Source organism: Undibacterium sp. Tian12W (genome assembly GCF_049339405.1).
GTDB lineage: Bacteria > Pseudomonadota > Gammaproteobacteria > Burkholderiales > Burkholderiaceae_D > Undibacterium.
On sequence record NZ_JBMPPK010000010.1, the window covers coordinates 186,234 to 208,062 of the forward strand.

The 21,829-nt window shown below is 51.7% G+C and carries 27 protein-coding genes; 13 read left to right on the plus strand and 14 right to left on the minus strand.

Translation table 11 applies throughout. The annotated features are described in order from the left end of the window. Nucleotides 1-35: 35 nt before the first annotated feature. The 3 genes from ACO0LI_RS14490 to ACO0LI_RS14500 all read left to right on the plus strand — a co-directional run bounded on the left by ACO0LI_RS14490 (nucleotide 36) and on the right by ACO0LI_RS14500 (nucleotide 2,505). Nucleotides 36-746 (plus strand): glutathione S-transferase N-terminal domain-containing protein, encoded by a 711-nt coding sequence (locus ACO0LI_RS14490; protein WP_423033165.1) that lies wholly within the window; start codon nucleotides 36-38, stop codon nucleotides 744-746. Then, nucleotides 746-1,882: a hypothetical protein gene (locus ACO0LI_RS14495; protein ID WP_423033167.1), complete on the plus strand. Its 1,137-nt coding sequence runs from the start codon at nucleotides 746-748 to the stop codon at nucleotides 1,880-1,882. Before ACO0LI_RS14490 ends, ACO0LI_RS14495 begins: the two co-directional genes overlap by 1 nt. Before the next feature lie 119 nt (nucleotides 1,883-2,001). Beyond that, the gene (locus ACO0LI_RS14500) at nucleotides 2,002-2,505 is read left to right on the plus strand and encodes a hypothetical protein (protein ID WP_423033168.1); all 504 of its coding nucleotides are present in this window, start codon (nucleotides 2,002-2,004) and stop codon (nucleotides 2,503-2,505) included. A 42-nt stretch (nucleotides 2,506-2,547) separates the two neighbouring features. On the opposite strand, the gene ACO0LI_RS14505 is transcribed toward ACO0LI_RS14500, so the two are convergent. Next, a complete protein-coding gene (locus ACO0LI_RS14505; protein WP_423033170.1) occupies nucleotides 2,548-3,243 on the minus strand; it encodes a hypothetical protein in 696 nt (231 codons plus the stop codon). 185 nt (nucleotides 3,244-3,428) lie between these two features. Between ACO0LI_RS14505 and can the strand changes: the two genes are divergently transcribed. The 5 genes from can (at nucleotide 3,429) to ACO0LI_RS14530 (ending at nucleotide 6,933) form a co-directional block, all read left to right on the plus strand. Then, nucleotides 3,429-4,097, plus strand: a complete 669-nt coding sequence (gene can, locus ACO0LI_RS14510) for a carbonate dehydratase (protein ID WP_422950859.1) — start codon at nucleotides 3,429-3,431, stop codon at nucleotides 4,095-4,097. 114 nt (nucleotides 4,098-4,211) lie between these two features. After that, a complete protein-coding gene (locus tag ACO0LI_RS14515) occupies nucleotides 4,212-4,379 on the plus strand; it encodes a DUF2256 domain-containing protein (RefSeq protein ID WP_423033172.1) in 168 nt (55 codons plus the stop codon). A 26-nt stretch (nucleotides 4,380-4,405) separates the two neighbouring features. Then, on the plus strand, nucleotides 4,406-5,953 hold the full coding sequence (locus ACO0LI_RS14520; protein ID WP_423033174.1) for a cryptochrome/photolyase family protein: 1,548 nt from the start codon (nucleotides 4,406-4,408) through the stop codon (nucleotides 5,951-5,953). 30 nt (nucleotides 5,954-5,983) lie between these two features. Continuing rightward, entirely contained in the window at nucleotides 5,984-6,223 is a 240-nt protein-coding gene (locus ACO0LI_RS14525) for a TIGR02450 family Trp-rich protein (protein ID WP_423033176.1), read from the plus strand. Then, the gene (locus ACO0LI_RS14530) at nucleotides 6,214-6,933 is read left to right on the plus strand and encodes an SDR family NAD(P)-dependent oxidoreductase (RefSeq protein WP_423033178.1); all 720 of its coding nucleotides are present in this window, start codon (nucleotides 6,214-6,216) and stop codon (nucleotides 6,931-6,933) included. Before ACO0LI_RS14525 ends, ACO0LI_RS14530 begins: the two co-directional genes overlap by 10 nt. 14 nt (nucleotides 6,934-6,947) lie before the next feature. Here ACO0LI_RS14530 and ACO0LI_RS14535 read toward each other — a convergent pair whose 3' ends face one another. Together ACO0LI_RS14535 and ACO0LI_RS14540 are read right to left on the minus strand one after the other, a co-directional pair. Next, on the minus strand, nucleotides 6,948-7,565 hold the full coding sequence (locus ACO0LI_RS14535; protein ID WP_423033180.1) for a nitroreductase family protein: 618 nt from the start codon (nucleotides 7,563-7,565) through the stop codon (nucleotides 6,948-6,950). A 36-nt stretch (nucleotides 7,566-7,601) separates the two neighbouring features. Further along, nucleotides 7,602-8,483, minus strand: coding sequence for an EamA family transporter (locus tag ACO0LI_RS14540; RefSeq protein ID WP_423033182.1), 882 nt, complete (start codon nucleotides 8,481-8,483; stop codon nucleotides 7,602-7,604). Between the two features lie 203 nt (nucleotides 8,484-8,686). On the opposite strand from ACO0LI_RS14540, the gene ACO0LI_RS14545 reads away from it, so the two are divergent. Together ACO0LI_RS14545 and ACO0LI_RS14550 are read left to right on the plus strand one after the other, a co-directional pair. Then, nucleotides 8,687-9,202, plus strand: a complete 516-nt coding sequence (locus tag ACO0LI_RS14545; protein ID WP_423033184.1) for a MarR family winged helix-turn-helix transcriptional regulator — start codon at nucleotides 8,687-8,689, stop codon at nucleotides 9,200-9,202. 78 nt (nucleotides 9,203-9,280) lie between these two features. Further along, a complete protein-coding gene (locus ACO0LI_RS14550) occupies nucleotides 9,281-9,736 on the plus strand; it encodes a hypothetical protein (protein ID WP_422950867.1) in 456 nt (151 codons plus the stop codon). A gap of 18 nt (nucleotides 9,737-9,754) precedes the next feature. Here ACO0LI_RS14550 and ACO0LI_RS14555 read toward each other — a convergent pair whose 3' ends face one another. The 5 genes from ACO0LI_RS14555 to ACO0LI_RS14575 all read right to left on the minus strand — a co-directional run bounded on the left by ACO0LI_RS14555 (nucleotide 9,755) and on the right by ACO0LI_RS14575 (nucleotide 12,002). Continuing rightward, the gene (locus ACO0LI_RS14555; RefSeq protein ID WP_423033186.1) at nucleotides 9,755-10,111 is read right to left on the minus strand and encodes a carboxypeptidase-like regulatory domain-containing protein; all 357 of its coding nucleotides are present in this window, start codon (nucleotides 10,109-10,111) and stop codon (nucleotides 9,755-9,757) included. Nucleotides 10,112-10,226: 115 nt separating this feature from the next. Further along, entirely contained in the window at nucleotides 10,227-10,577 is a 351-nt protein-coding gene (locus tag ACO0LI_RS14560; RefSeq protein WP_423033188.1) for a type II toxin-antitoxin system PemK/MazF family toxin, read from the minus strand. After that, on the minus strand, nucleotides 10,577-10,825 hold the full coding sequence (locus tag ACO0LI_RS14565) for an AbrB/MazE/SpoVT family DNA-binding domain-containing protein (protein ID WP_162060618.1): 249 nt from the start codon (nucleotides 10,823-10,825) through the stop codon (nucleotides 10,577-10,579). Before ACO0LI_RS14565 ends, ACO0LI_RS14560 begins: the two co-directional genes overlap by 1 nt. A gap of 112 nt (nucleotides 10,826-10,937) precedes the next feature. Further along, entirely contained in the window at nucleotides 10,938-11,336 is a 399-nt protein-coding gene (locus ACO0LI_RS14570; protein WP_423033190.1) for a hypothetical protein, read from the minus strand. Between the two features lie 21 nt (nucleotides 11,337-11,357). After that, entirely contained in the window at nucleotides 11,358-12,002 is a 645-nt protein-coding gene (locus ACO0LI_RS14575; protein ID WP_423033192.1) for a TetR/AcrR family transcriptional regulator, read from the minus strand. A 226-nt stretch (nucleotides 12,003-12,228) separates the two neighbouring features. Between ACO0LI_RS14575 and ACO0LI_RS14580 the strand changes: the two genes are divergently transcribed. Further along, nucleotides 12,229-13,326, plus strand: a complete 1,098-nt coding sequence (locus ACO0LI_RS14580; RefSeq protein WP_422950872.1) for an MBL fold metallo-hydrolase — start codon at nucleotides 12,229-12,231, stop codon at nucleotides 13,324-13,326. Between the two features lie 82 nt (nucleotides 13,327-13,408). Here ACO0LI_RS14580 and ACO0LI_RS14585 read toward each other — a convergent pair whose 3' ends face one another. Then, nucleotides 13,409-14,020, minus strand: coding sequence for a LysE family translocator (locus ACO0LI_RS14585; protein ID WP_422950873.1), 612 nt, complete (start codon nucleotides 14,018-14,020; stop codon nucleotides 13,409-13,411). Between the two features lie 106 nt (nucleotides 14,021-14,126). Between ACO0LI_RS14585 and ACO0LI_RS14590 the strand changes: the two genes are divergently transcribed. Then, nucleotides 14,127-15,137 carry a GlxA family transcriptional regulator gene (locus tag ACO0LI_RS14590; RefSeq protein ID WP_423033194.1) on the plus strand — a complete coding sequence of 337 codons (1,011 nt, stop codon included), beginning with the start codon at nucleotides 14,127-14,129 and terminating at the stop codon, nucleotides 15,135-15,137. Between the two features lie 187 nt (nucleotides 15,138-15,324). On the opposite strand, the gene ACO0LI_RS14595 is transcribed toward ACO0LI_RS14590, so the two are convergent. From ACO0LI_RS14595 to ACO0LI_RS14610, 4 genes are read right to left on the minus strand one after another with little or no spacing between them, the layout of a single operon-like run. Next, nucleotides 15,325-17,361, minus strand: coding sequence for a sodium:solute symporter family protein (locus ACO0LI_RS14595; protein ID WP_423033196.1), 2,037 nt, complete (start codon nucleotides 17,359-17,361; stop codon nucleotides 15,325-15,327). Between the two features lie 4 nt (nucleotides 17,362-17,365). Further along, nucleotides 17,366-17,632 carry a DUF4212 domain-containing protein gene (locus tag ACO0LI_RS14600; protein WP_423033198.1) on the minus strand — a complete coding sequence of 89 codons (267 nt, stop codon included), beginning with the start codon at nucleotides 17,630-17,632 and terminating at the stop codon, nucleotides 17,366-17,368. Continuing rightward, a complete protein-coding gene (locus ACO0LI_RS14605) occupies nucleotides 17,629-19,161 on the minus strand; it encodes a sensor histidine kinase N-terminal domain-containing protein (RefSeq protein WP_423033200.1) in 1,533 nt (510 codons plus the stop codon). Before ACO0LI_RS14605 ends, ACO0LI_RS14600 begins: the two co-directional genes overlap by 4 nt. After that, nucleotides 19,158-19,892: a response regulator gene (locus ACO0LI_RS14610; protein ID WP_423033202.1), complete on the minus strand. Its 735-nt coding sequence runs from the start codon at nucleotides 19,890-19,892 to the stop codon at nucleotides 19,158-19,160. The genes ACO0LI_RS14605 and ACO0LI_RS14610 overlap by 4 nt, the downstream gene beginning before the upstream one ends. Here ACO0LI_RS14610 and ACO0LI_RS14615 point away from each other — a divergent pair. Then, nucleotides 19,891-20,070, plus strand: coding sequence for a hypothetical protein (locus tag ACO0LI_RS14615; protein ID WP_422950879.1), 180 nt, complete (start codon nucleotides 19,891-19,893; stop codon nucleotides 20,068-20,070). The genes ACO0LI_RS14610 and ACO0LI_RS14615 overlap by 2 nt on opposite strands. A gap of 94 nt (nucleotides 20,071-20,164) precedes the next feature. Here ACO0LI_RS14615 and ACO0LI_RS14620 read toward each other — a convergent pair whose 3' ends face one another. Then, entirely contained in the window at nucleotides 20,165-21,817 is a 1,653-nt protein-coding gene (locus ACO0LI_RS14620; protein ID WP_423033204.1) for a glycoside hydrolase 43 family protein, read from the minus strand. Nucleotides 21,818-21,829 lie beyond the last annotated feature (12 nt).

Genomic DNA, 21,829 nt, shown 5'->3' on the forward strand with positions numbered 1-21,829 from the left:
AGGCCGCTATCAGATCAACCCAGGAAGGAAACACCATGTCCAGCTCTGTTCTCAATAATTTCCCTATCACTAAAAAATGGCCAGCCCAGCATCCTGAACGCCTGCAACTGTATTCATTGCCGACACCGAATGGCGTGAAAGTCTCCATCATGCTCGAAGAGACCGGCCTGGCCTATGAACCTCACCTGGTCAGCTTTGAGACCAATGACCAGACTTCGCCAGAGTTTTTGTCACTGAACCCGAATAATAAAATTCCCGCCATCATCGACCCGCAAGGCCCGGGCGGCAAGCCACTGGCGCTGTTTGAATCTGGTGCCATTCTGATCTACCTGGCAGACAAGACCGGGCAGTGCATCCCAACCGATGCGGCAGAACGCTATGAATGCCTGCAATGGCTGATGTTCCAGATGGGTGGCATAGGCCCGATGTTTGGTCAGCTTGGTTTCTTCAATAAATTTGCCGGCAAGGCCTATGAAGACAAACGCCCGCGCGACCGCTACGTGGCAGAATCCACGCGCCTGCTGGCCGTCGTCAACCAGCGTTTGGCAGACCGCAAGTGGATCATGGGCGATACCTATACCATTGCTGATATTGCCATCTTCCCATGGATACGCAATCTGATTGGTTTTTATGAAGCAGGTGAGCTGGTGGGCATCAATGACTTCCCGCATGTACAACGCGCATTGGCCGAATTTGTCGGGCGACCTGCGGTGCAGAGGGGCTTGTTGATACCCGCACGCGGATAATGTTCGCTAAAAATATCAGCCTCTTCAGTCTCTTTGGCAGTGCCTTGCTATTTTCTGGCACTTGCCTGGGCGCGACTTTCAGCGATAAACCGCTCAAGTATGTTAGCAAGAATTCCTCAGGGGAGAAAGTAGAGCTCACCATTCCTTTCATCTCAACCGAGGATAGGCAGGTGACAGATCGTATCAATAACTTTTTGCACATACAGTTATTGAATACTTTGCCACCTGCAAAAGAAGACACTGCTGCAAAGACTGCACTGATAGAGCTGGAGCTTCCTCTTGAGTCCATGGAGCCTGCATCTTCGGGCCTGCTGAATGGTAAGCGACACTATGCTATCGTTGTCAGTACTGAGGGCTGCGGCGCGTACTGCAGCCTGAATGATATACGTTTTGACTTTGATGCAAGGACAGGGCGTGTCATCACGCCTGTGGAGTTGTTAAGCGAGTCTGGTAAAAAGGCCCTGGCGATACTGGCGCAAAAAACCAATGCCAAGCGTTTGCGTACAGAAATAGCACGTCTGGAGAAATTGTCCAACAAGGCGACGAAAGAGCGCGGCAAAGAAACGGTAGCTGATCAGATCGAGCTATACGAGCGCTGCCTGGAAGAACGCTATACCAAATCTGGCAGCCTCTACGATTTGTATCTGAAGTATCCTGGTCAGATAAGCATACTTGATGGTGCACTCAGTTTTGACAGCGGCACATGTTCAGCACATGCCAACCGTGCCATTGATGATCTGGGTAATCTGGTCATGACACTCAAAGCACCGCAGTTGACTACTTACCTCAGCAACTATGGAAAATATATTTTGCTAGGCGAGGGGGATGGAGCAATTGCTGACATCAATCCCTATGCCCAGGTTTTTCGCGGCAAGATCAATGGCAACACGCCGATTACCCTGATGCTCACAGATAGTGTCGAAGGTGCATATTACTCAAGCTCGCGCTATTATTATGACAAACATCGCCAGGCCATACCGCTCAAGGTAGTACGCAAGAAGGATGTAACCGAGCTGACTGAATTTGACGGCAAGGGCAAACCAAGCGCCACCATCAGTTATCGTCGGGAAGGTAATAAATTACTGGGGCAGTGGCGCGGGGCAGGTAAGACATTGGCTTTCGAAGCCACACCTTGAGTTTTGTCCGTATCCCCGCCGTTTCCCTGATATGAGCAAACAAAAATACGATGAATATCTTAAAAAACGGACCGTTATTGCTTGTTCTCACCTTCCACGCTGTTGCCAGCGCTGAAAGCATGAGCAGGTCTGCCGAAATTGAAAAAATCTATCAACAAGACCAAAAGACTCGTTCTCTGTTTAAGCGGGGTGATGTCTATGACAGACCAGCTGAATTGAAATCAGATGCTGCCAACCGCATGCGTCTGTTTGAAATGATGGTTGATGATCTGCCGTGGAACGCCAGAGATTTTGCTTTGGTCTCGCGGGTTTTTCAGCACACCAATACCGGTGGCGAATCCGAAGAAAATGAGAACTGGCGTTCACAGGAAAATCACCTGCTGGGTTTTTTTATGTCACGCAAGGCAGCCAGGCTGGGTATATTGGAGGAGGCCGGGAGCATGGTTAGTCGTATTGAGCGCTATCTGAAGGCCAGCGGCATCCCCAGGGAGTATGGGCTGGAACTGGTGTCAAAAACGCCTTTCAAGGTGTGTACTATCAACCCCAGGATAAGCGATGAGCAAAGACTGGATGCCGGGCTGCCATTGAGATTGAATGAAATGATGAAGGAGTTTTGTCATTGATTGCTCAAATATGCTGACTGCAAAACAGCGTATCAGCCTGTATCAATGATACTTGCGCAACAGGGCTTCCAGCCTGCTGGCCAGGTCTGCATGCTTCTTATGCAGATAATGGTAAAGCGGTATCGTGCTGATGGGGGGAGTCAGCATATGTACCGTGCCTTCCAGCTTCATCTCTTTGACCAGTTGCAAGCCTGCCTGTTCATCAATGACGATCAGTTCTACCCGGCGGTTCAGCATCTGCCGGAAGGCGGCCTTGATATTGTGCTCGGCATGGCCAGTGCTGAAGCCCTGGGTGTTTTGTTCTATGACCTTGGTGCCAGTCTCATAAGAAAACGTATGTTCTTTCAGGCTGGCCCAGCCTTTGTCGAGGTCGATGTTTTTATCGAGGGCAAAGGCGACAGTATTGGTGGTTGCCAGTGGCACCATGATTTGCAGGAGATTGGGATATTCCACAGCCAGCCCGGCCTTGCGCATGAGCTCACCATCCAGACGCCCGCTATTTGATTCCTGCAGGGCGCGGTTGCCAGGCAGGTTGACGAACTCGACCCGCACACCGAGTTTTTTATAAAATTCAGTCAGGTGTACGGCGGCGGCTTTTTCCATGGGGCCGCCCTGGCCAAAGGTGGCTATGCGCAGGCTCTCTTGCTGCGCTTGTGCGGAGCAGATTGCACTGAGGTAAAAAATGCTGAATGTGACAAGCCAGTTTGCCGCCGTCTTGCCATACTTGCCTGGGATCATGCATGAACTCCAAATCCAGTGCTGGACATTGATTTTTGCCAAGTATTGCTGATACAGGCCAGCTGTGCAATATGAATATTTTGCTCATGTCAGATAGACCATGCCCGGATATATTATGGGCTAATCATGCAGCAAGCTCGCATTGCAGGTAGAATCTCGCCTGTCTAAAATAAATGGGCGAGAGCATGAACGCAACAAGCAACACAGGATTGACTCCACAGCAATTATTTGAAAACAACCGCAAGTGGGCTGCTGCCATCACGGCAAAAGATGCCAATTTCTTCAAGACATTGGCGGCACAGCAAAGCCCTGAATACTTATGGATAGGCTGCTCTGACAGCCGCGTTCCAGCCAATGAATTGCTGGGCCTTTTGCCTGGCGAACTGTTTGTTCACCGCAATATCGCCAACGTGGTCGTGCATTCAGACCTCAATTGCCTTTCTGTATTGCAATTTGCGATTGATGTGCTCGGTGTCAAACACATCATCGTCTGTGGCCATTATGGCTGCTCAGGTGTGCATGCCGCCATGACTAACCGCCGTGTCGGCCTGGCTGACAACTGGTTGCGCCATGTGCAGGATGTGCATCAGAAACATGAAAAATACCTGGGTGAGGTTCTCTCAGAGCAAGAGAGAAGTGAACGACTGTGCGAGCTCAATGTGATTGAACAGGTAGCCAACGTCTGCCGCACCACCATCGTGCAAGATGCCTGGGAGCGTGGCCAGCCATTGACTGTGCATGGCTGGGTATATGGCTTGCGCGACGGTTTGCTGAGCGAACTTGGCATGACCATCAGTTCTGTTGATGAACTGGCTACGCATCATGCAGCCAGCCTGACACGTTACGATCAATAAAGGCGCCATTGTTGGAATCGGTCGCGGATGAAACAGATGGCTGCTGAATGCAGCCATCGTCCCAATTGCAAGATCAAGGCATCTTCCTGATGGTCGCATTTAGATGAAATTCAGATGAAAATGCGAAAAAAGGCCGACCTGCCCAGCAAGCTTTGCCAGACTTGCGGCCTGCCATTTAACTGGCGCAAGAAATGGGAAAAAAACTGGGACGAGGTCAAATACTGTTCCCAGCGTTGCCGCAACAACAGCCAAAGCAATCGCAGTGGCAAGTCACAGACTTGAGAGCCCTTATCAGATCGGAAAGCGCCATGCAATCTACTGCACCTGCAACGACATTGCGCCTGATACTCGGTGACCAGCTCTATCCTGCACATAGCTGGTTTAACCAAACTTCCGGCGATGTCGTCTATGTCATGATGGAAATCCGTCAAGAGACAGATTATGTGCTCCATCATGCACAAAAAATTATCGCCATCTTTGCCGCCATGCGCGAGCTGGCTGCACAACTCCAGGCTGCTGGCCATCGCCTGCATTACCTGACTGTTGATGACGCAGACAATACGCAATCCCTGACAGCCAATCTTGATTGGCTGCTGGCACGTTATCAGTGCAGTCAGTTTGAATACCAGGAGCCTGACGAATTCAGACTCGATGCACAACTTGCCACCTATTGCGATGCCAGCAAGATCAATTGCCGCATGCGCAGTAGTGAACATTTTTTTACCCGCCGTGATGAAGCCGCCATCCTGTTTGAAGGCCGCAAAAAATGGCTGATGGAAAATTTCTATCGCCACATGCGGGTCAAGCACCAGGTCTTGCTGGAAGAAGCCAACAAACCAGTCGGTGGGCAATGGAATTATGACCACGACAACCGTAAAGCCTGGCCAGGCATACCCTGGGAGCCTGCTGATTTCCGGCCACGGCATGATCACTCAGACTTGTGGAAAACCATACAGCAGGCAGGCATCAATAGTTTTGGTGAGGCGAATGCGGCTAATTTTTCCTGGCCGCTGAACCGGGCAGAAGCACTGGCGCAACTTGATGCTTTCATCCAGCATGCCTTGCCGCATTTTGGTGAGTTCCAGGATGCCATGAGCAGCAAGTCATGGCGCTTGTTTCATTCACTGATTTCTTTCGCCTTGAATGTCAAAATGCTGCAGCCACAAGAAGTGGTCAGCAAGGTAGAGGCTGCACTCTGGGCCGGCCATGCCGCACTGCCTGCAGTAGAGGGGTATATACGGCAGATACTGGGCTGGCGAGAATATGTACGCGGCATTTACTGGGCGCAAATGCCAGGCTATGAAGAGCATAATTTCTTTGGCCATGAGGCAGAATTGCCAGCATGGTTCTGGACTGGTAAAACAAAAATGCGCTGCCTCTCCAGCGCCATCACGCAATCGTTGGAGCAAGGCCATGCCCACCACATACAGCGCCTGATGGTCATCGGCAATTTTGCCTTGCTTGCGGGCTTGCAGCCACAGCAAGTCCATCGCTGGTATTTGGGTATTTATATCGATGCGTTTGAGTGGGTAGAGCTACCCAATACCCTGGGCATGAGCCAGTTTGCTGACGGTGGTATGCTGGCAACCAAACCCTATGTATCTGCCGCAGCCTATATCGATAAGATGAGCGATTATTGCAAGGGCTGCCATTATGATAAAAAACAACGCACAAGCGAACAAGCTTGCCCCTACAATGCTCTGTACTGGGATTTTTTTGCGCGTAACGAAGACAAGTTATCCAGCAACCCGCGTATAGGCATGGTATATCCGCAACTCAGGAAAATGGATCAATCCACGTTGCAAGCTTTGCGTGACAGGGCAACAGATATACGTGCCAGGTTCGATGATCTTTAAGTAGATATAGCACCATTTGAAAGCCAGAAAATGAATCCCATACAGCCAAACAAGCTCATGCTCTCCAAATGGACTGCGGTAGAAGTCGTTGCCAAACAAAAGCATTTTCTGGTCAGTAAAGTCTATTTGCCTGAGCAACAAGAAGGGCAGCTTGTCATGAATGCCCAGGTAGAATTTGTTGAGCTTGAAGCCGTGTATACCAAGGCCCGGCGCAAGATTGCCTGGCAGGAACTGGCTGACCCTGCAATGTGGAAGCAAGGATGGCTATGATGGCGGATAGCCTGCTAAGCTCCTTCCCGCAGGGCTTCAGGGCGCTTGTGATAGGCGCATCTGGCGGCATAGGTGCGGCATTTGTAGAGCTATTGGCCGCGCAGGAACATTGCGGCCTGGTTGTAAGTCTGCATCGCCAAAGCCAGCCGCCACTGGACTTCGCCAGTGAAGACATCATCGCGCAAGCCGCTGATGTGATGAAAGAGCATGGCCCTTTTCATCTGATCATCAATGCGACGGGTGTATTGCATACTGCTGACTTCATGCCCGAGAAAAAACTGGCCGATTTGCAATATGCACAAATGCAGGCGACTTTTCTCGTCAATACCTTTGGTCCGGCCTTGCTCCTGCGTCACTTTGCCCCTCTGCTCGACAAGCAAAGAGCTGTCATGGCCATGTTATCCGCCAAGGTCGGCAGCATAGAAGACAATCACCTTGGTGGCTGGTATAGCTATCGCGCATCCAAGGCGGCGCTGAACATGATGATCAAGACCGCCGCCATAGAACTCAAACGCACCCATCCTGATGCTGTCTTATTTGCCTTGCACCCCGGCACGGTCAACACCGCCTTGTCACAACCTTTTCGCGGTGCCAGCATAGGCCGCCCGGTAGCCCAGGCAGCCAGTGAAATGCTGGCGGTGATCAACAGCATGCAGCCTGCACAATCGGGTGAGTTTTATACCTATGCAGGTGAGACGCTACCCTGGTGATCATCAGCAGATACTCAAACCAGTTGCATCACTTCATGCACTTGCTTGCGCGGTTTTTGCGGCCAGTTGCCTGCGGCGGCATGACCCACCGTGATCAGCATGACCGGGATTTCCGTGACATGCAGATCAAACTCACGCGCCACCGCATCTGCATCAAAACCACTCAAGGCGCAAGATGCCAGGCCCATCCCTTGCGCTGCCAGCATCAGGGTCATTGCTGCCAGTGAGGCCGAGCGCAGGGCTTCATCCCTTTGCAGCACCGCATTGCCAGTATGACTTCGTTCTGCCATACCCACCCATGTCGTCAGCATCTTGCTATCGATGATCCCGGCATCTACGGAGGGGCGCAAGGCGGGCTCCAGTTGTGTGTGGGCATTCAAGGTGCCGCAGATGAGGAACGTCACCGCAGCATCGCTGATCTTTTGCTGATTAAAAGCTGCTGCCTGCAAGCGCTGTTTAGCCTCGTCGCTGACAACCGCCACGAATTTCCAGTTCTGAAAATTATAGGCAGAAGGTGCCAGTGTCGCCAGGCGCACGAGCTCGCTGATCTCGTCATGGCTGAGCTTGCGGCTGCTGTCATAGTTATTCGCAGAAACGCGGGACTCAATAATTTCTTGTATGGATGCGTGCATCTTGTTTTCCTTGATAAAGATGAGAGTGATAAAAATTCAGGCCTGGATACGCATGCTTTTTTGCACGACGATGACACTGGCAAGAACGATCAATAAACCCGCCAGCGACATCCCCCGCATGCTTTGATCAAGTACAAGCCAGCCCAGGATGACGGCAGTAATAGGGCTTAACAAACCCAGTGAAGACACTGCAACCGGTGACAGACGCGCTATGCCGCGGAACCACAGGCTATAGGCCAGCAAAGCACCGATGATGGACAGATAGGCATAGCCCAGTATCTGCGTCAGGTTCAGTGCCGGCAGCGGCGCATCCACCAGCAGGCTCAAAGGCAGCAAGATCAAACCGCCCAGCAAGAGCTGCCAGCCAGTGAAAGCCAATACCGGCAAACTGCTTTGCCAGCGCCGCGACAGATAAGTGCCACCCGCCATACAAATCGCCCCAGCCGCAGCGGCCGCCAGACCTACGGCATCCATGACCGCCGTGGCTGATAGCAATAGCGCCGCCATCCCCAGCACTGCACAGACACTGGCTGTGATCGCCAGCGCGGCTGGCCTGCGCCTGTCCAGCAGCCAGGCCATCGCCATGATCAACAGAGGTTGTATGGAGCCAATCACGGCAGCCATGCCACCCGGCAAGCGATAAGCCGCAATGAACAGCAGCGCCTGGAAAAAGCCTATGTTCAGCGCAGCCAGCACCAGCAAGCGCCCCCATTCACGAGACAAGGGCAGGCGTTTGCAAAACAGCACCAGCAAAATCCCGCTCGGCAGGCAGCGTAGCAGGGCTGCTGTAAATGGCCGGTCTGGCGGCAGGAATTGAGTGGTAACAATATACGTCGAACCCCAGATGGCAGGGGCAAGGGCAGTCAGCAAGGTATCGAGCCAAAAGCCCAGACGTGAAGATGCATTTGCAGTTTTCATGATAATGTCTTGAGTTCAAGATAAATTCATCTTATCACAAACTATCTTGATATCAAGATAAATGCACATGCCTTGTGTGGTCTTTAAGGTCTGTGCAAGAGGTTAAGAGCGTAAATACATGAATCGCCAGATGGCTGCCCATATAATGGCGACCTATACGCAAACGAATAATTGATGCGCGAATGAATAATCAGGGGAGCGAGATGGCGGAAAAGAAGATGGATGCGGTCGACAAGATTTTGGAACAATGGCGCAATGCCAGACCAGACCTTGATTGCAGCCCCATGGAAAACATAGGCCGCCTGCGCCGTTGCAGTGACTTGCTGGGGCGCGAACTTGATGCGACCTTCAGCAGCTTCGGCATGAGCGCCTGGGAATTCGACATGCTGGCTACCTTGCGCCGCTCCAGCGCCACTTTCTGCATGAGCCCGACCGACCTGTTCTCCAAACTCATGGTCACCTCCGGCACCATGACCCACAGGCTGCAAAAACTTGAAGCCAGCGGCTGGATACTACGCCTGCAAAACCCCGACGACGCCCGCAGCATGCTGGTGCAATTGACGGATACCGGCAAAGACCTGGTAGATCGTGCGCTGGTTGCTCACGTAGAGAACGAGAGACGCATCATGGCTGGTTTGAGTGCTGCGGATTTGAAGCGTTTGAATGAGGGGTTGAGGGCGATGCTGGCGGTGTTGGAGAAGAGTGGAGAGGATATCTAAACACTGTTCAGGCCCCAAATCAGCGAGCAAGAAAGCAGAGTTCTCTGGTTTTTTAGATTATGATTGCAATCCATTTCAATGCAAGCATCACCAAAAATTATGACAGAAATACATATACTGAAAGACCAGCAGCAAGGGGCATTTTTTCGTGGTTTGAGAAAATCCATGCCTTTATGGCTTGTAGTCGGAGTCATACTCATGAATATCTACTTTTATAAATCATGGGTACTGCCAGCTTGCCTGATTGTAGCCTTATGCATCGCAATGCCATGGCAATTTTCTGGACGTAATAGATGGGGTGATCAATTGATCTTCACTCCAAGTGAACTTACAGTCATGAAAGGTGGTGAGATCGTTGATACGATTGATTTCCAGTCTCTTAAGCAAAAAAATTTTAATGACGATACTTTTACCTGCGTGTGGGAAAAGAATGGCAAAAGAAAATTTATTATTGTTGGACGCGAAAGCTTTAGCGATGAGAGCTGGCAGAAATTGGCAGATGCATACGGGAATTTGAACCATCAAGTTGTTTGATGTTTCTGAATTAGAAGTCTATGAATGATGCTCTGGTGTTTGCAATTCTGACTGCGTTCCTTTTTTTAGGACTATGGTCTTGCTGACAGGGGATGTGTGGTAATCCAGCGTTTCCAAATAAAGTTGCTTGCCTTCTTTGGAAACCAGCAGTTGCAGATTCTCAGTCCCGCCATGCACCTGCGCGTTGGAAAATGTACCGTCCTCACGCGTGGTCGATTCACTCACCCAGTTCCCATAAATAATGAAAACAGAGGCTTTGCTGACAGCCTTGCCTTCCTCATCCACGACCTTGCCCGACACTCTGAGCAAGGAATGGCATGCACTCAGGCAAAGGGAAAAAAATAAAAGTGGCAGAAGCTTGTATTGAATTTTCATTTGCTTGTTCAGAGAATGAGTGAAGCTGATATTTGTTGTAGTGGTGCTCTGATTTGACAGTTACCTGATTTGAAAGGCGGCAATTGTCAGGTCAATTTCAGCAGTACCATAGCTTTTACTCAAAAATAATCGCCTCAACACGCGCAGCCACATCATCAACGATGGCCAGTGGCACTTTTTCTTTAAATTTGGCCTGACGTATTTTCCAGTCCAGTGATTTCATTTGATGACAATGGACTGCACCCTGGGTATCAAGTCCCAATCCCATCAGGGTAACGATCATCCCATGTGTCGTGGCAGCATCTGCAGCACCTTGGGAAATGGGGCAGATCATCGCCAGACCGCGTTGATTGAAAGCTTTTTGGCTGATCACCAGACCAAAATGCCTGCCTTTCATTTCATGACCGGATGCCGGGTCAAATTGTAAATGGACGATATCACCACGAGCCGGGACGTATGCCGCCATCAGAGGACTTCCAATCCGGCGGGAGGCATTTCATCCCAGCCTTCTACTTTTGGCAGTTCCCCGCCTGGCATTTCTGCCAGCAGCTCTTCGAGCTTGTAACGACGCTTGCTTGGTGCATTGACAGTCATGCGTGCCCCTTCCAGCGAAAGCTCTACTTGGGAGCCTTCCTGCAATTGGTTTTGTTCTATAAACGCTTTGGGAACCGTCATCACCAGTGAGCCACCGGCACGTCGTAATGTTTGCAGCATAATGCCTCCTGATAATGCATCAGTTTTATTTTAGTAGGACTTTTTGTTATACGCAAGTAGGATAATTTTGAATGTATGCGCTTGGCATGCGTCCGATTACGCATGTTGCTGATTAACATTCGTAGGGCGTGATGTACAAGTACATAGGGGCATCACCAGTTTTTGTGCAGCCCTTAATACACTTGAATCTTTCGCCTGGAGTTTTCCCCGTTGCGTCGCAAGCATCGCGCCCATGTTTTTGAAGTCTGTAGGTTTTTCCTGCAAGAGGTGTGCGGCCGTTTGCTTTACACGAGAACTGGTCTCCGTCACCCGTACATTCTTCCTCAACTGGAAAATGCCCTTCTTCGCCATTTTTCTTACCGAAAAATATATGAGCGCTACTGTATTCGCAGCCTCTGTCAGAAATTTCGATAGCTACATTGTGGCTCTTACCTGAAACTTCATCAGAGCAAGCAGCAGAGCTTGTTAGCGGCGTCAGTAGGGCCGCAAATATAAAGAAGATCAGTTTCATATATTTTTTCGATGCGTCCGATTACGCTACGCTAATTGCACCTACCGCTGTTGCAGGCACCACCCCGTAATACCCCAAAAACATCCCCGCCGTCAGTTCTATCAACACCTTTTGCTGCTGCTCTTCCAGCATAGGCTGCCCCATCGCGACTTGCGGCCAGAAGGCCAGTGACTTGAGTTGTCCTTGCAGCATGTCGCCCATGAAATAGGGGTCACCAGCTGTTAACTTGCCGTCTGCCTGTGCTGCCCTGATCCAGGCGACGATGCCTTCTTCACGCTTGTTCATGCGTTCGACCATGTCGCGGGCGCGGTCTGGGGTGTGGATGGTGGCAGCAACGGCAACGCGGACCAGGTCGATGAAATTGGTGTCGCTCATCAGGCGCATCTTGTTGCCAAGGAAAGTTTCCAGCTGTTCGCGCAGGTTTTTATCGGCTTGATAGCGAAAATCATCCTGAGAAACAGCGCTTTGCCACAATTTTAACAATATTGCGGCGAACAAATCGTCTTTACTAGGGAAGTGGTTGTACACCGTGCGTTTGGAGACCACCGCCGTGGCGGCGATCTTGTCCATGCTGGTTGCATCAAAACCATTGAGGCGAAATTCATGGATGGCTGCCTGCAATATGGCTTCGCGCTTGCGGTCGGTCTGGCGTACGGGTTCTGACATTTTGTAATTTTATTATCTGATGTGCTGGTTGAGCCTGTCTGGCTGCGATAAAAGAATTTTACACTAAGTAGTTTACTTTTTCAGATTTAGAAACTACACTGTGTAGTGTAATAATTCGATGCAGTATTTTTCTTATGTAGTTTTGTGCAGTCACCAGGCGCAATCATTTATGCCCCGAATTTCGCGGTTTGTATTCAGTCTCTTCATGACAGGAGTGTTGATCATCATGGCTTATGTTTCTTACCCCAGCAATGCCCAGAATTTACCCGTCGTTGCTTCTGCAATTACGCCTGCAACACCGGCTCCCGCTACTACAGGCGGTTTTGTCAATGACAAAGAGATGCGCGAACCCGGCTTGTGGGGCAATCTCAAAATCATGTGGAAATTTTTCTTTGACAAGCCCAAAGACACTGTACCGGGTGGCAGCATTCCCGTGTTTGAGCTGACTCAAGAGCAGTTGCTGGCCGCGCCAGACAATAGCCTCTATCGCCTCGGCCATTCAACCATGCTGATGAAGTTGCAAGGCGAATTCTGGCTGACTGATCCTGTGTTTTCTGAGCGTGCATCGCCCTTCCAGTGGATGGGCCCAAAACGTTTTCACCAGCCACCAATCAGCATTGCAGACCTGCCGCCTATCAAGGGTATCATCCTGTCGCATGATCATTATGATCACCTTGATTATGCCGCTATTTTGCAACTGGCGAAAAAGACCGAGCACATCCTGACGCCGACAGGTGTTGGTGACCGTCTCATCAAATGGGGTATAGCTGCCGACAAAATTCAGCAACTTGGCTGGTGGCAAAGCACCTGGATCAATGGCACGCAGTTTGTCGCCACACCTGCCCAGCATTTTTCTGGCCGTGGTTTGCATGACCGTGACCAGACTCTGTGGGCATCATGGAGCATACTCACGCCTGAACTGAAAATATTTTTCAGTGGCGACACCGGCTACTTCAAGGGCTTCAAAGAGATAGGCGACAAATACGGCCCGTTTGACCTGACCATGATAGAAACCGGTGCATATAACAAGATGTGGCCTGATGTCCACATGCAGCCTGAACAATCGCTGCAGGCTCATATTGATTTGCGTGGCAAAACCATGCTGCCCATCCATAACGGCACTTTTGATTTATCACTGCATAGCTGGTTTGAGCCGTTCGAGCGCATTGTCGCGCTGGCCAAGCAGCATAATGTGCGTATCAGTACGCCGCAGATGGGTGAAGAAGTCGATATCGCTGAACCACAAACCGGCATGCGCTGGTGGTTGTTCCCCATGGCGCAGGCCAGCAAGCCTGTGTCTTTGCAGTCTGTGCTGGCTGATTGATTACCAGATACGCTTATACAGATACATCTACACAGAATATGGCTACAAGGCAGGCCGGGTTTTTTTAATCAAAAATCTGGCCTTACTTGATTATGGGTAAGGCAGCGCCAGCCAGCACAAACAAAGTCCCGCACGATCGGTTAAAAAGTTTCTCGCCTCGCTCCAGCCAGGGGCGTAGCTGGTGGGCCAATCTGGCCAGCAGGCATTCGACCACAAATTCCATGCCCGCAAATGTCACCGTCATGATCAGGAATTGCGTCAGCAAAGAGCGCTGTAGATCAATAAACTGCGGCAAGAAAGCGCCATAGAACAGGATCACTTTTGGATTCGCAATGGCGGTCAGCAAGCCGGTGCGGAACAGAATGTATCCGTGCGCACTGCCCTTGTTGTCTTTCAGCGAGAGATGCAGGGCGGGTGCGCGCCATAACTGTATGCCCAGCCAGACCAGATAAAGCCCGCCGCCTATCTTGAGCACCAGCAGGGCATGTGAAGATGCCTGTAACAAGGCGCCGAGCCCAAACATGGACAAGGCAATCAGGGCAGTAAAACCCACCACGCCGCCAGTGATGGTCCACAAGGCTTTTCTTGCGCCATACATCGCGCCATGTGTCATTGCAAGCAAGCCATTTGGGCCAGGTGTCAGCGACAGTCCCAGTACTGTGATGGCGTAAATAATCCAGATGCTCAATGCCATGTTTTCTCCCGTTTCTATGCAATCAGTGTAAACAGTATCATGTTTTATAAATGGTATTATCTGGACTTATTAGGGTAAATTATAGACATCGATTGTGCCAACATATATGCGTACTGAAACGGCTGTGGCAGACATACGCCTGCTGATTATGCCTTTGCCTGAATTTGCGATGCTGCCGTTCGGGGGATTTTTGGATAAGCTGCGCTTTACCGCAGATGAGGCAGACTACAGCCGCCAGCGCTATTGCACCTGGCAAATCCTGGGACTGGAAGCTGGCAGTATCAAATCCAGCAGTGGCATCGATGTACAAGTCCAGCTTACGCCGGCAGAAATTAATTATGCAGACTTTGATTATCTGGTGGTTTTTGGTGGCAGAAACGCGCAGGCAACGCAGGCGCTGGCACCACGCTACAAAAACTTTCTGCGTAAAGCGGCAGGGCATGGCGTGAAACTGGTCTGTATTGATAATGCCTGCTTTCTGCTGGCCGCCTGTGGCTTGCTGAATGGCCATAAAGTTGCCTTGCACTGGCGGCATGAAGCTGAATTCCGTGCATCATTCCCACGCATAGAAGTCGTCAGCGGGCAGATGTATTGTTTTGATGGCGAGCGCGGTGAACGCATTTCATGCGCCGGTGGCATGGCAGCGATAGACCTGGCGATAGAAATGCTGGCGCGTGCCTGTGGCCGCAGCCGTGCGCTGAAGGGCCTGGCCGACATGCTGGTCGATGAAGCACGCAGCAGCAGTCATGAGTTGCGCTCACTTGATATAGAAGCTGCAACGAACCGCCATACAGGTCGTGCCATTGCCCTGATGCGCAGCCTGCTCAGCGCCAGCAAGACCATCGATGAACTTGCGGGCATGGTCGGCATCAGCAGGCGGCAGCTGGATCGCCAGTTTTTGTCTGAGCATGGCATGACGGCAAAGAATTACTGGAATGAGTTGCGCCTGCAGCATGTGCAATGGCGCTTGCTTAATTCTGCCCACAGTATTGCTGTTATTGCAGATGAGGCTGGCATAGCCGATGTCAGTTATCTGGGGAAGATATTTCGCAAGCGTTTTGGTATGTCGCCTGCGCAATTTCGAAAAGCATCACCGGGTATGCCGTCAGACTTATAGCTGCACATCTGTACTGTGATCAACAAACATGAGTGCAGAAATACCGTGACGTAGGGCGCATTGTAATGCGCCGCATGAGATCATTGCATACTGAGGAAATAATCTGTGCCGTGTGCGTCGCATACATACGGCGCGTTACAACGCACTCTACATTCTCGCTTTTATTATTGCCAGACATGTTCCGCTCTCAAGGCTGCCGTATAAAATCCACGAGATCCAAGGTCTTCTGATCCGGCCTGGGCGTAAAAAAACTCACTGCCAGCATGGTGATGAACCCTGCCGGGACACCGAATACACCTGCCGATATAGGTGCGATGCTGAACCACTGATTTGCCGGGCTGCCACCAAATATGGGGTGGGTATACAGCATATAAAACACGCACACTACAAAGCCAGCAATCATGCCGCAGATGGCACCCTGGCGGTTCGCACGCTTCCAGAATATGCCCAGTACCAGGCAGGGGAATAGCGCTGATGCAGCCACTGAAAATGCCGCACCTACCAGTGACAAAATATCGGCAGGCTTGAGCGAAGCCACATAGGCCGCCACCAGTGCCACCACCAGTAACAGCAGCTTGGATATCGTCACCCGTTTTTGTGTTGAGGCTTGCGGGTCTATGATCTTGTAGTAGATATCGTGCGACAGGGAATTCGATATCGTCAACAGCAAGCCATCTGCAGTAGAGAGGGCAGCTGCCAGGCCACCAGCTGCCACCAGTGCAGATACCACATAGGGCAGGCCGGCAATCTCGGGTGTGGCCAGCACGACGATGTCACCATCAAGCACAATCTCGGCGAGCTGGACTATGCCGTCATGGTTGATGTCGGTGATATTCACGAGTGGGTTGTTGCGGTCTATATTGGCCCAGTAAGTGACCCAGGCGGGCAGTTTGGAAAATTCTGTGCCGACCAGGGAATTATAGATATCGTATTTAACCAGTATCGCCAGTGCCGGTATCGTGATGTACAGCAGCATGATAAAGAACAGTGACCAGAATACTGAATCGCGGCTCTCCTTGACCGAGGGCGTGGTGTAGTAGCGCACCAGCACATGGGGCAGGGCTGCGGTGCCCATCATCAGGCACAGTACCAGTGCCATGAAATTATTGCGTTTGCTGTCAGACTCTTTCTGGTCTTTGGCAGCGTAGGGAGTATATTTGGAGAAGCCGGGTTGCGATTTACTCAGGTAGTTATTGCGTATGTCGTTCCAGCGGTTTTGTGCCTCTTGCGGCGTTTTGGGATAATTCGCCAACACCCGGCTGGCGGCTTTGATATCCAGCAGCGAGGCATTGCCTGATTTTAATTCTTCGAGTTTGTGCTGCAATTCAAAACGGCCATCTTCCCATGATTGCGGTAATTGTTGAATTTTCTTTTGCAGCTCGTCGGCACGCTGGCGGTAAATGGCCCTGACTTCTTTTTCCCTTGGATCTGACTCAAAAATCTTTTCCTTGTTGACCAGCTCAGGCAGCACCGCCCCGTACGAGAGCGGCGCGACCGGGTTATTGGTGTGTTTGACTGACAGCCAGGCAACCGGGATCAGGAAGGCGATAATGATGATGATGTATTGCGCAACCTGGGTCCAGGTCACCGCACGCATGCCACCGAGGAAAGAACACACCAGTATGCTGGCCAGACCGAGGAAGATGCCGACAGAAAAATCCACACCGGTAAAGCGCGAAGTGATCAGGCCCACGCCATAGATTTGCGCGACCACGTAAATAAAGGAGATGAATACCGTGGCAATGACTGCCAGTATCCTGACCATATTGTTTTCTGGGTTACCTGCAAAGCGTGCACCTAGAAAATCTGGGATTGTGTATTGGCCAAACTTGCGCAGATAAGGTGCGATCAGCATCGCCACCAGGCAAAAGCCGCCGGTCCAGCCTATGATGTAGGCGAGGCCATCAAAGCCCTGCAAATACAGGCCGCCCGCCAGGCTTAAAAAACTCGCAGCAGACATCCAGTCTGCCGCCGTTGCCATGCCATTGAAAACCGCAGGCACGCGCCGCCCGGCGACATAATATTCGCTGATGTCAGCCGTACGGCTGACCACGCCTATGCCTGCATATAGCACGATGGTGGCAAACATGAACAGATAACCTATCCAGGCGCGCGGCACACCTTCTTTTTCGAGAATGGCCAGACTGATCAGGAAGATGAAAAACAGCAGCGTGTACCACAGGTAATACACCGTCAATCTTTGTGTGAAAGTTTTTTGTCCCATGTGATCAGCTTCCTTTCTGCCTGCGGCCTATCCAGCCCATGCTGAGTGAATAGATAGCCAGCATCAGCACAAAGCTCAGCGTCAGGCCTTGCGCCGCCATGTAAAAAGAAAACGGCCAGCCAAAGAAAACCACGCTGGACAATTCACGCGCAAAGAACAGCACACAAAAGCACAGCACAGCCCAGCAAGCCATCAGGGCCACGGTCAGTCGTCGGGTATGCCGCCAGTATTGTTTGCTGACACTGCCAGCCTGCTCAGGTGCTGTACTCATGACAAGCCCTCCATGGCAAGTTCATCGTAAGGATTCAACTGGAAAGAAATGCGGAACACGCAACCAGGGTAGGCCGGGTCTTGCGGTTGCGGATTGTCGAGTATTTCTATCCTTGCCTCATGCTGGCTGGCGATCTCGCGCACGATAGCCAGGCCCAGGCCACTACCTTGCACATTGCTGCCGAGGATGCGGTAAAAACGCTCGAACACATGCCCGCGTTCTTCACCCGGTATGCCACGGCCATTGTCTTCGACTTCCAGTACTGCCAGTGCCTGTTCATGGTCGGTGCGCACACGCACGGTCACACTATGGTCTTGCGGTGTATAGCGCAGGGCATTGTCAATGAGGTTACTGAGCATTTCACGCAACATCAGCGGGCTGCCAAAAATCAGCACGGCATTTTTTTCCTGTTCAAAACCCAGGTCTATTTTTTTTGCGAATGAAGCCTGTATCCAGTCCTGCACCACATTGCGGGCCAGGATGTTCAAGTCTATCTGTTCGCGTGGCTGATTGGCCGGCGCCAGGTTTTCTGCGCGTGCCAGTGTCAGCAACTGGTTGACCAGGCGCGTCGCTGCTTCTGAACTGGTGGCCAGTTGTGTCAGGGATTGATGTATCTCTTGCTGGTCAGTCTGGCGCAGGGCCAGCTCTGACTGCATGCGCAAACCGGCCAGCGGGGTTTTCATCTGGTGTGCTGCATCGGCGATAAAGCGCTTCTGGATAGCGATGGTTTGCGCCAGCCTTTCCAGCATTTCATTGAGTGATTTGACGAGGGGTGTAATCTCTTCCGGCACATGGCGTGAATCGATGGGGCTGAGGTCATCTGGCCTGCGCGCGCGTATGCGCTGCTGCAGTTCTGCCAGGGGTGACAGACCACGGCTCAGGGCAAACCAGACCAGCGCCAGGGCAATCGGCAGGATAATGAACTGCGGCAGGATCACGCCCTTGATGATTTCATTGGCCAGCAGGGCGCGTTTTTCCAGTGTCTCGGCGACCTGTACCAGGGCTAAATGCGGGTCTGTATTCGGACCGGGTTTGCCTGTCTTGTTGAGGTCGATATAGCTATAGGCAATGCGTATATCTATGCCGCGCAAGACGGCGTTCCTGAACTGGACTGTACCTATGGTCGGTTTGTCTTCTTCAATAGGAGCGGGAAGGTCACGGTCACCATCAATGAGCTGGTCTTTGCTGATCTTGATCTGAAAATAGATATTGTCGAGATCATCTGCCCGTAAGATATCCCTTGCAGGATTGCTGAGCTGGGTCACGACCTTGCCATCTATTTCTTTGACCTGCTGTGACAGTACCAGCACATTGTCTTCTAGCGCACGGTCAAAGGGCTGGTTGGCGATGGATTTTGCCACCAGGTAGGTGATGGCGATGCTCATCGGCCATAGCAGCAAGAGCGGTGCCAGCATCCAGTCAAGGATTTCGCCAAACAGGGAACGTTGCGTTTTTTCTTCGGGCTGCTTGCCAGCCAGGCTGTCAGGCGCTGCTGCGTCGCTGTCGTCCCTGCCTGGCTGTTGACTCATTTTTGTTCAGTGCTGGCGGTAGGCGTGGTAGTAGCAGAGCTTGTTGCCGGGGCAGTTGCAGGAACAAAGAATTTTTCCAGGCAATAACCAAGACCGCGCACCGTGGCTATACGCACACCATCCACCTCTATTTTTTTGCGCAGGCGGTGCACATACACTTCGATGGCATTGTTACTGACTTCTTCACCCCATTCACACAGATGATCGACCAGCTGTTCTTTTGATACCAGCCGCCCGGTACGTTGCAACAGCACTTCCAGCAGGCCCAGCTCACGCGCAGACAAGTCCAGCATCTGTTCATGGATGTAAGCGATACGACCAACCTGGTCATAAGTCAGCGGCCCATGCTTGATGACGGTAGGCCCGCCACCTGCACCACGCCGCGTCAGCGCACGCACGCGTGCTTCGAGTTCAGACAGCGCAAAGGGCTTGGCCATATAGTCATCTGCACCGAGGTCCAGTCCCTTGACTCTTTGTTCGACCGAATCTGCCGCTGTCAGTATCAGCACCGGCAAACGTGAATTACGCGCCCGCAAACGGCGCAAGACTTCTGGCCCGCTCAACTTGGGCAAGCCTAAATCAAGTATCAGCAAATCAAAGTCCTGGGTAGTCAGCGCAGTATCTGCTGCCTCCCCATCATTGACACAATCAGTGGCATAGCCGGATTGCCTGAGCGAGCGGGTCAGACCGTCGGCCAGTACACTGTCGTCTTCTGCTAGCAAAATACGCATGATGAATTCGTTTTACGGTGGTTTGTCTCTGTTATCGGATGTCAGCATGCAGGGATTTTTACCCGGCGACATCTCTTTCTATTTTGTCACGTTGCTGAGATTTGCGCCGCGTGCAGGATCAACTTTACCTCAATATCAGGTTTTGCTGGAGTTACGCAGGGATATATTTGCGCCATGACAAGGATTTGTCGTTGAAGGGCATCAGGGGAGCAGTTGTGGACAACATCAAAGCCAGAACTGGTGCGTCAAGACGCACCGCCTGGGCGTTTGAATTATGGTAACTGCTTGTTTATCGTCACCCTGAAATAATCTACATCGACATAATCATCCCCAGCAGAAGGTGATGCATCAGGCCGTACGCTGAACAAACCCATCTGTGCACCAACCCAGCGGCCCATCGTCGCAGTGAACTCATCGCCAATCGCATTGAATTGCTGATTGTCGGTGCTGTAATAGAATTGCGTTTTGCCACCTGCCTGCACCACCATGCGCAAATAGGCTGTGTTGCTGTCCAGTGGCAGGCTGGCGCGTACCACTTCTGCGCATTTTGCTTCTGTCTTGTCGCAAGTCGATAAGAATAACTGTCTTGCCTTGTCTTGCTGGCGCACGCCCAACCAGGCATAGTTAAAGCCATACATGATGAGGCCAGTGCTGCTGCCGTTTTGCAGGTGGCTGAGGTCCAGTCTGGTATCTACTGTGAATTGTTCGGCTGGTAGTTTTTGTAAAAGCAAGGAGGGCACATCCCACAGGTTCTTGCGTTCTGCATAGCTGCTGTCCGTTTGCGTGTACAGGCGCAGGTGCTGTGGCTTGGCTGTCAATGAATACCATGCTGGTTTCCAGTTGGCATTCCACTGCCATTGCAAGCCCAGCTTGCTGTCTTTGAATTCATCGCTAGTCGCAGGCTGTATTTGCGGGACGATACCAGATACCGGCATCGCATGTCTGAGCACGGGTTCACCTGTTCCGGTATTGTTGACATCGTCACCGATGATGGGCCAGCCATCTTTCCAGTGCATGGGTTGCAGGTGCACGATGCGGCCATAGGCGCGCTTGTCCTGGAAGTGGTAAAACCAGTCAGTGCCTGCTGGCGTCTGTACCCAGGCCCCTTGGTGCGGGCCATTGGTGGTTGACTTGCCCTGTGCCATAACGATCTTGTCTTCATACGGGCCCTCGATATGGCGTGAGCGGAATACCGATTGCCAGCCTTCTTCCACGCCGCCAGCCGGGGCAAAGACATAGTAGTAGCCGTGATGTTTATAGAGCTTGGGGCCTTCCAGCGTCTTGTAGCCAGGCAGCTTGTTGCCATCGATAACGACCTTGCCTTCGGTATCCAGTATCTGTGTCGCTTCCTTGTTCATGCGGTGCAGGCTTAGCATATTGTTGATGCCAGCACGGCTTTTGGCCCAGGCGTGCAGCAGATAAGCCTGACCATCTTCATCCCACAAGGGCGTAGGATCGATGATGCCCTTGCCTGCCAGCAGCAGGTGAGGTGTAGTCCAGGGGCCGCTGAAATTTTCTGCCGTCATCACATAAATGCCCTGGTCAGGATCGGGATAAAAAATCCAGAAGCGCTGGTCGTGATAACGCAAACAGGGTGCCCACACACCCTTGCCATGCTGTGGCCTGGCAAAGTCAGCGAGTGGCAATTGCTGGGGCAGGGCATGGCCCACCAGTTGCCAGTGCATCATGTCTGCCGATTCCAGCAAAGGCAGGCCGGGCGCACTATTGAAGCTCGATGCCGTCATGTAATAGCGCTCGCCTACACGTATGACATCGGGGTCGGAATAATCGGCATGGATGATGGGGTTCTGGTATTGGGCCCGGTCGGCATGGGCAGCATGTTGGGCATGCGCTGGCGTATTCAGAACAGGCAGTAGCAGGCACGCTGTCAACAGTTGAGGCAAAAATCCGGCTTTTCTTGTCATTACGCATTACCT

What these genes read in the sequence shown, in the direction of transcription:
- ACO0LI_RS14490 (WP_423033165.1), top strand. Translation starts at nt 36, where the DNA reads ATGTCCAGCTCTGTTCTCAATAATTTCCCTATCACTAAAAAATGGCCA.
- ACO0LI_RS14495 (WP_423033167.1), top strand. Translation starts at nt 746, where the DNA reads ATGTTCGCTAAAAATATCAGCCTCTTCAGTCTCTTTGGCAGTGCCTTG.
- ACO0LI_RS14500 (WP_423033168.1), top strand. Translation starts at nt 2,002, where the DNA reads ATGAGCAGGTCTGCCGAAATTGAAAAAATCTATCAACAAGACCAAAAG.
- ACO0LI_RS14505 (WP_423033170.1), bottom strand. Translation starts at nt 3,243, where the DNA reads ATGATCCCAGGCAAGTATGGCAAGACGGCGGCAAACTGGCTTGTCACA.
- can (WP_422950859.1), top strand. Translation starts at nt 3,429, where the DNA reads ATGAACGCAACAAGCAACACAGGATTGACTCCACAGCAATTATTTGAA.
- ACO0LI_RS14515 (WP_423033172.1), top strand. Translation starts at nt 4,212, where the DNA reads ATGAAAATGCGAAAAAAGGCCGACCTGCCCAGCAAGCTTTGCCAGACT.
- ACO0LI_RS14520 (WP_423033174.1), top strand. Translation starts at nt 4,406, where the DNA reads ATGCAATCTACTGCACCTGCAACGACATTGCGCCTGATACTCGGTGAC.
- ACO0LI_RS14525 (WP_423033176.1), top strand. Translation starts at nt 5,984, where the DNA reads ATGAATCCCATACAGCCAAACAAGCTCATGCTCTCCAAATGGACTGCG.
- ACO0LI_RS14530 (WP_423033178.1), top strand. Translation starts at nt 6,214, where the DNA reads ATGGCTATGATGGCGGATAGCCTGCTAAGCTCCTTCCCGCAGGGCTTC.
- ACO0LI_RS14535 (WP_423033180.1), bottom strand. Translation starts at nt 7,565, where the DNA reads ATGCACGCATCCATACAAGAAATTATTGAGTCCCGCGTTTCTGCGAAT.
- ACO0LI_RS14540 (WP_423033182.1), bottom strand. Translation starts at nt 8,483, where the DNA reads ATGAAAACTGCAAATGCATCTTCACGTCTGGGCTTTTGGCTCGATACC.
- ACO0LI_RS14545 (WP_423033184.1), top strand. Translation starts at nt 8,687, where the DNA reads ATGGCGGAAAAGAAGATGGATGCGGTCGACAAGATTTTGGAACAATGG.
- ACO0LI_RS14550 (WP_422950867.1), top strand. Translation starts at nt 9,281, where the DNA reads ATGCAAGCATCACCAAAAATTATGACAGAAATACATATACTGAAAGAC.
- ACO0LI_RS14555 (WP_423033186.1), bottom strand. Translation starts at nt 10,111, where the DNA reads ATGAAAATTCAATACAAGCTTCTGCCACTTTTATTTTTTTCCCTTTGC.
- ACO0LI_RS14560 (WP_423033188.1), bottom strand. Translation starts at nt 10,577, where the DNA reads ATGGCGGCATACGTCCCGGCTCGTGGTGATATCGTCCATTTACAATTT.
- ACO0LI_RS14565 (WP_162060618.1), bottom strand. Translation starts at nt 10,825, where the DNA reads ATGCTGCAAACATTACGACGTGCCGGTGGCTCACTGGTGATGACGGTT.
- ACO0LI_RS14570 (WP_423033190.1), bottom strand. Translation starts at nt 11,336, where the DNA reads ATGAAACTGATCTTCTTTATATTTGCGGCCCTACTGACGCCGCTAACA.
- ACO0LI_RS14575 (WP_423033192.1), bottom strand. Translation starts at nt 12,002, where the DNA reads ATGTCAGAACCCGTACGCCAGACCGACCGCAAGCGCGAAGCCATATTG.
- ACO0LI_RS14580 (WP_422950872.1), top strand. Translation starts at nt 12,229, where the DNA reads ATGGCTTATGTTTCTTACCCCAGCAATGCCCAGAATTTACCCGTCGTT.
- ACO0LI_RS14585 (WP_422950873.1), bottom strand. Translation starts at nt 14,020, where the DNA reads ATGGCATTGAGCATCTGGATTATTTACGCCATCACAGTACTGGGACTG.
- ACO0LI_RS14590 (WP_423033194.1), top strand. Translation starts at nt 14,127, where the DNA reads ATGCGTACTGAAACGGCTGTGGCAGACATACGCCTGCTGATTATGCCT.
- ACO0LI_RS14595 (WP_423033196.1), bottom strand. Translation starts at nt 17,361, where the DNA reads ATGGGACAAAAAACTTTCACACAAAGATTGACGGTGTATTACCTGTGG.
- ACO0LI_RS14600 (WP_423033198.1), bottom strand. Translation starts at nt 17,632, where the DNA reads ATGAGTACAGCACCTGAGCAGGCTGGCAGTGTCAGCAAACAATACTGG.
- ACO0LI_RS14605 (WP_423033200.1), bottom strand. Translation starts at nt 19,161, where the DNA reads ATGAGTCAACAGCCAGGCAGGGACGACAGCGACGCAGCAGCGCCTGAC.
- ACO0LI_RS14615 (WP_422950879.1), top strand. Translation starts at nt 19,891, where the DNA reads ATGATGAATTCGTTTTACGGTGGTTTGTCTCTGTTATCGGATGTCAGC.
- ACO0LI_RS14610 (WP_423033202.1), bottom strand. Translation starts at nt 19,892, where the DNA reads ATGCGTATTTTGCTAGCAGAAGACGACAGTGTACTGGCCGACGGTCTG.
- ACO0LI_RS14620 (WP_423033204.1), bottom strand. Translation starts at nt 21,817, where the DNA reads ATGACAAGAAAAGCCGGATTTTTGCCTCAACTGTTGACAGCGTGCCTG.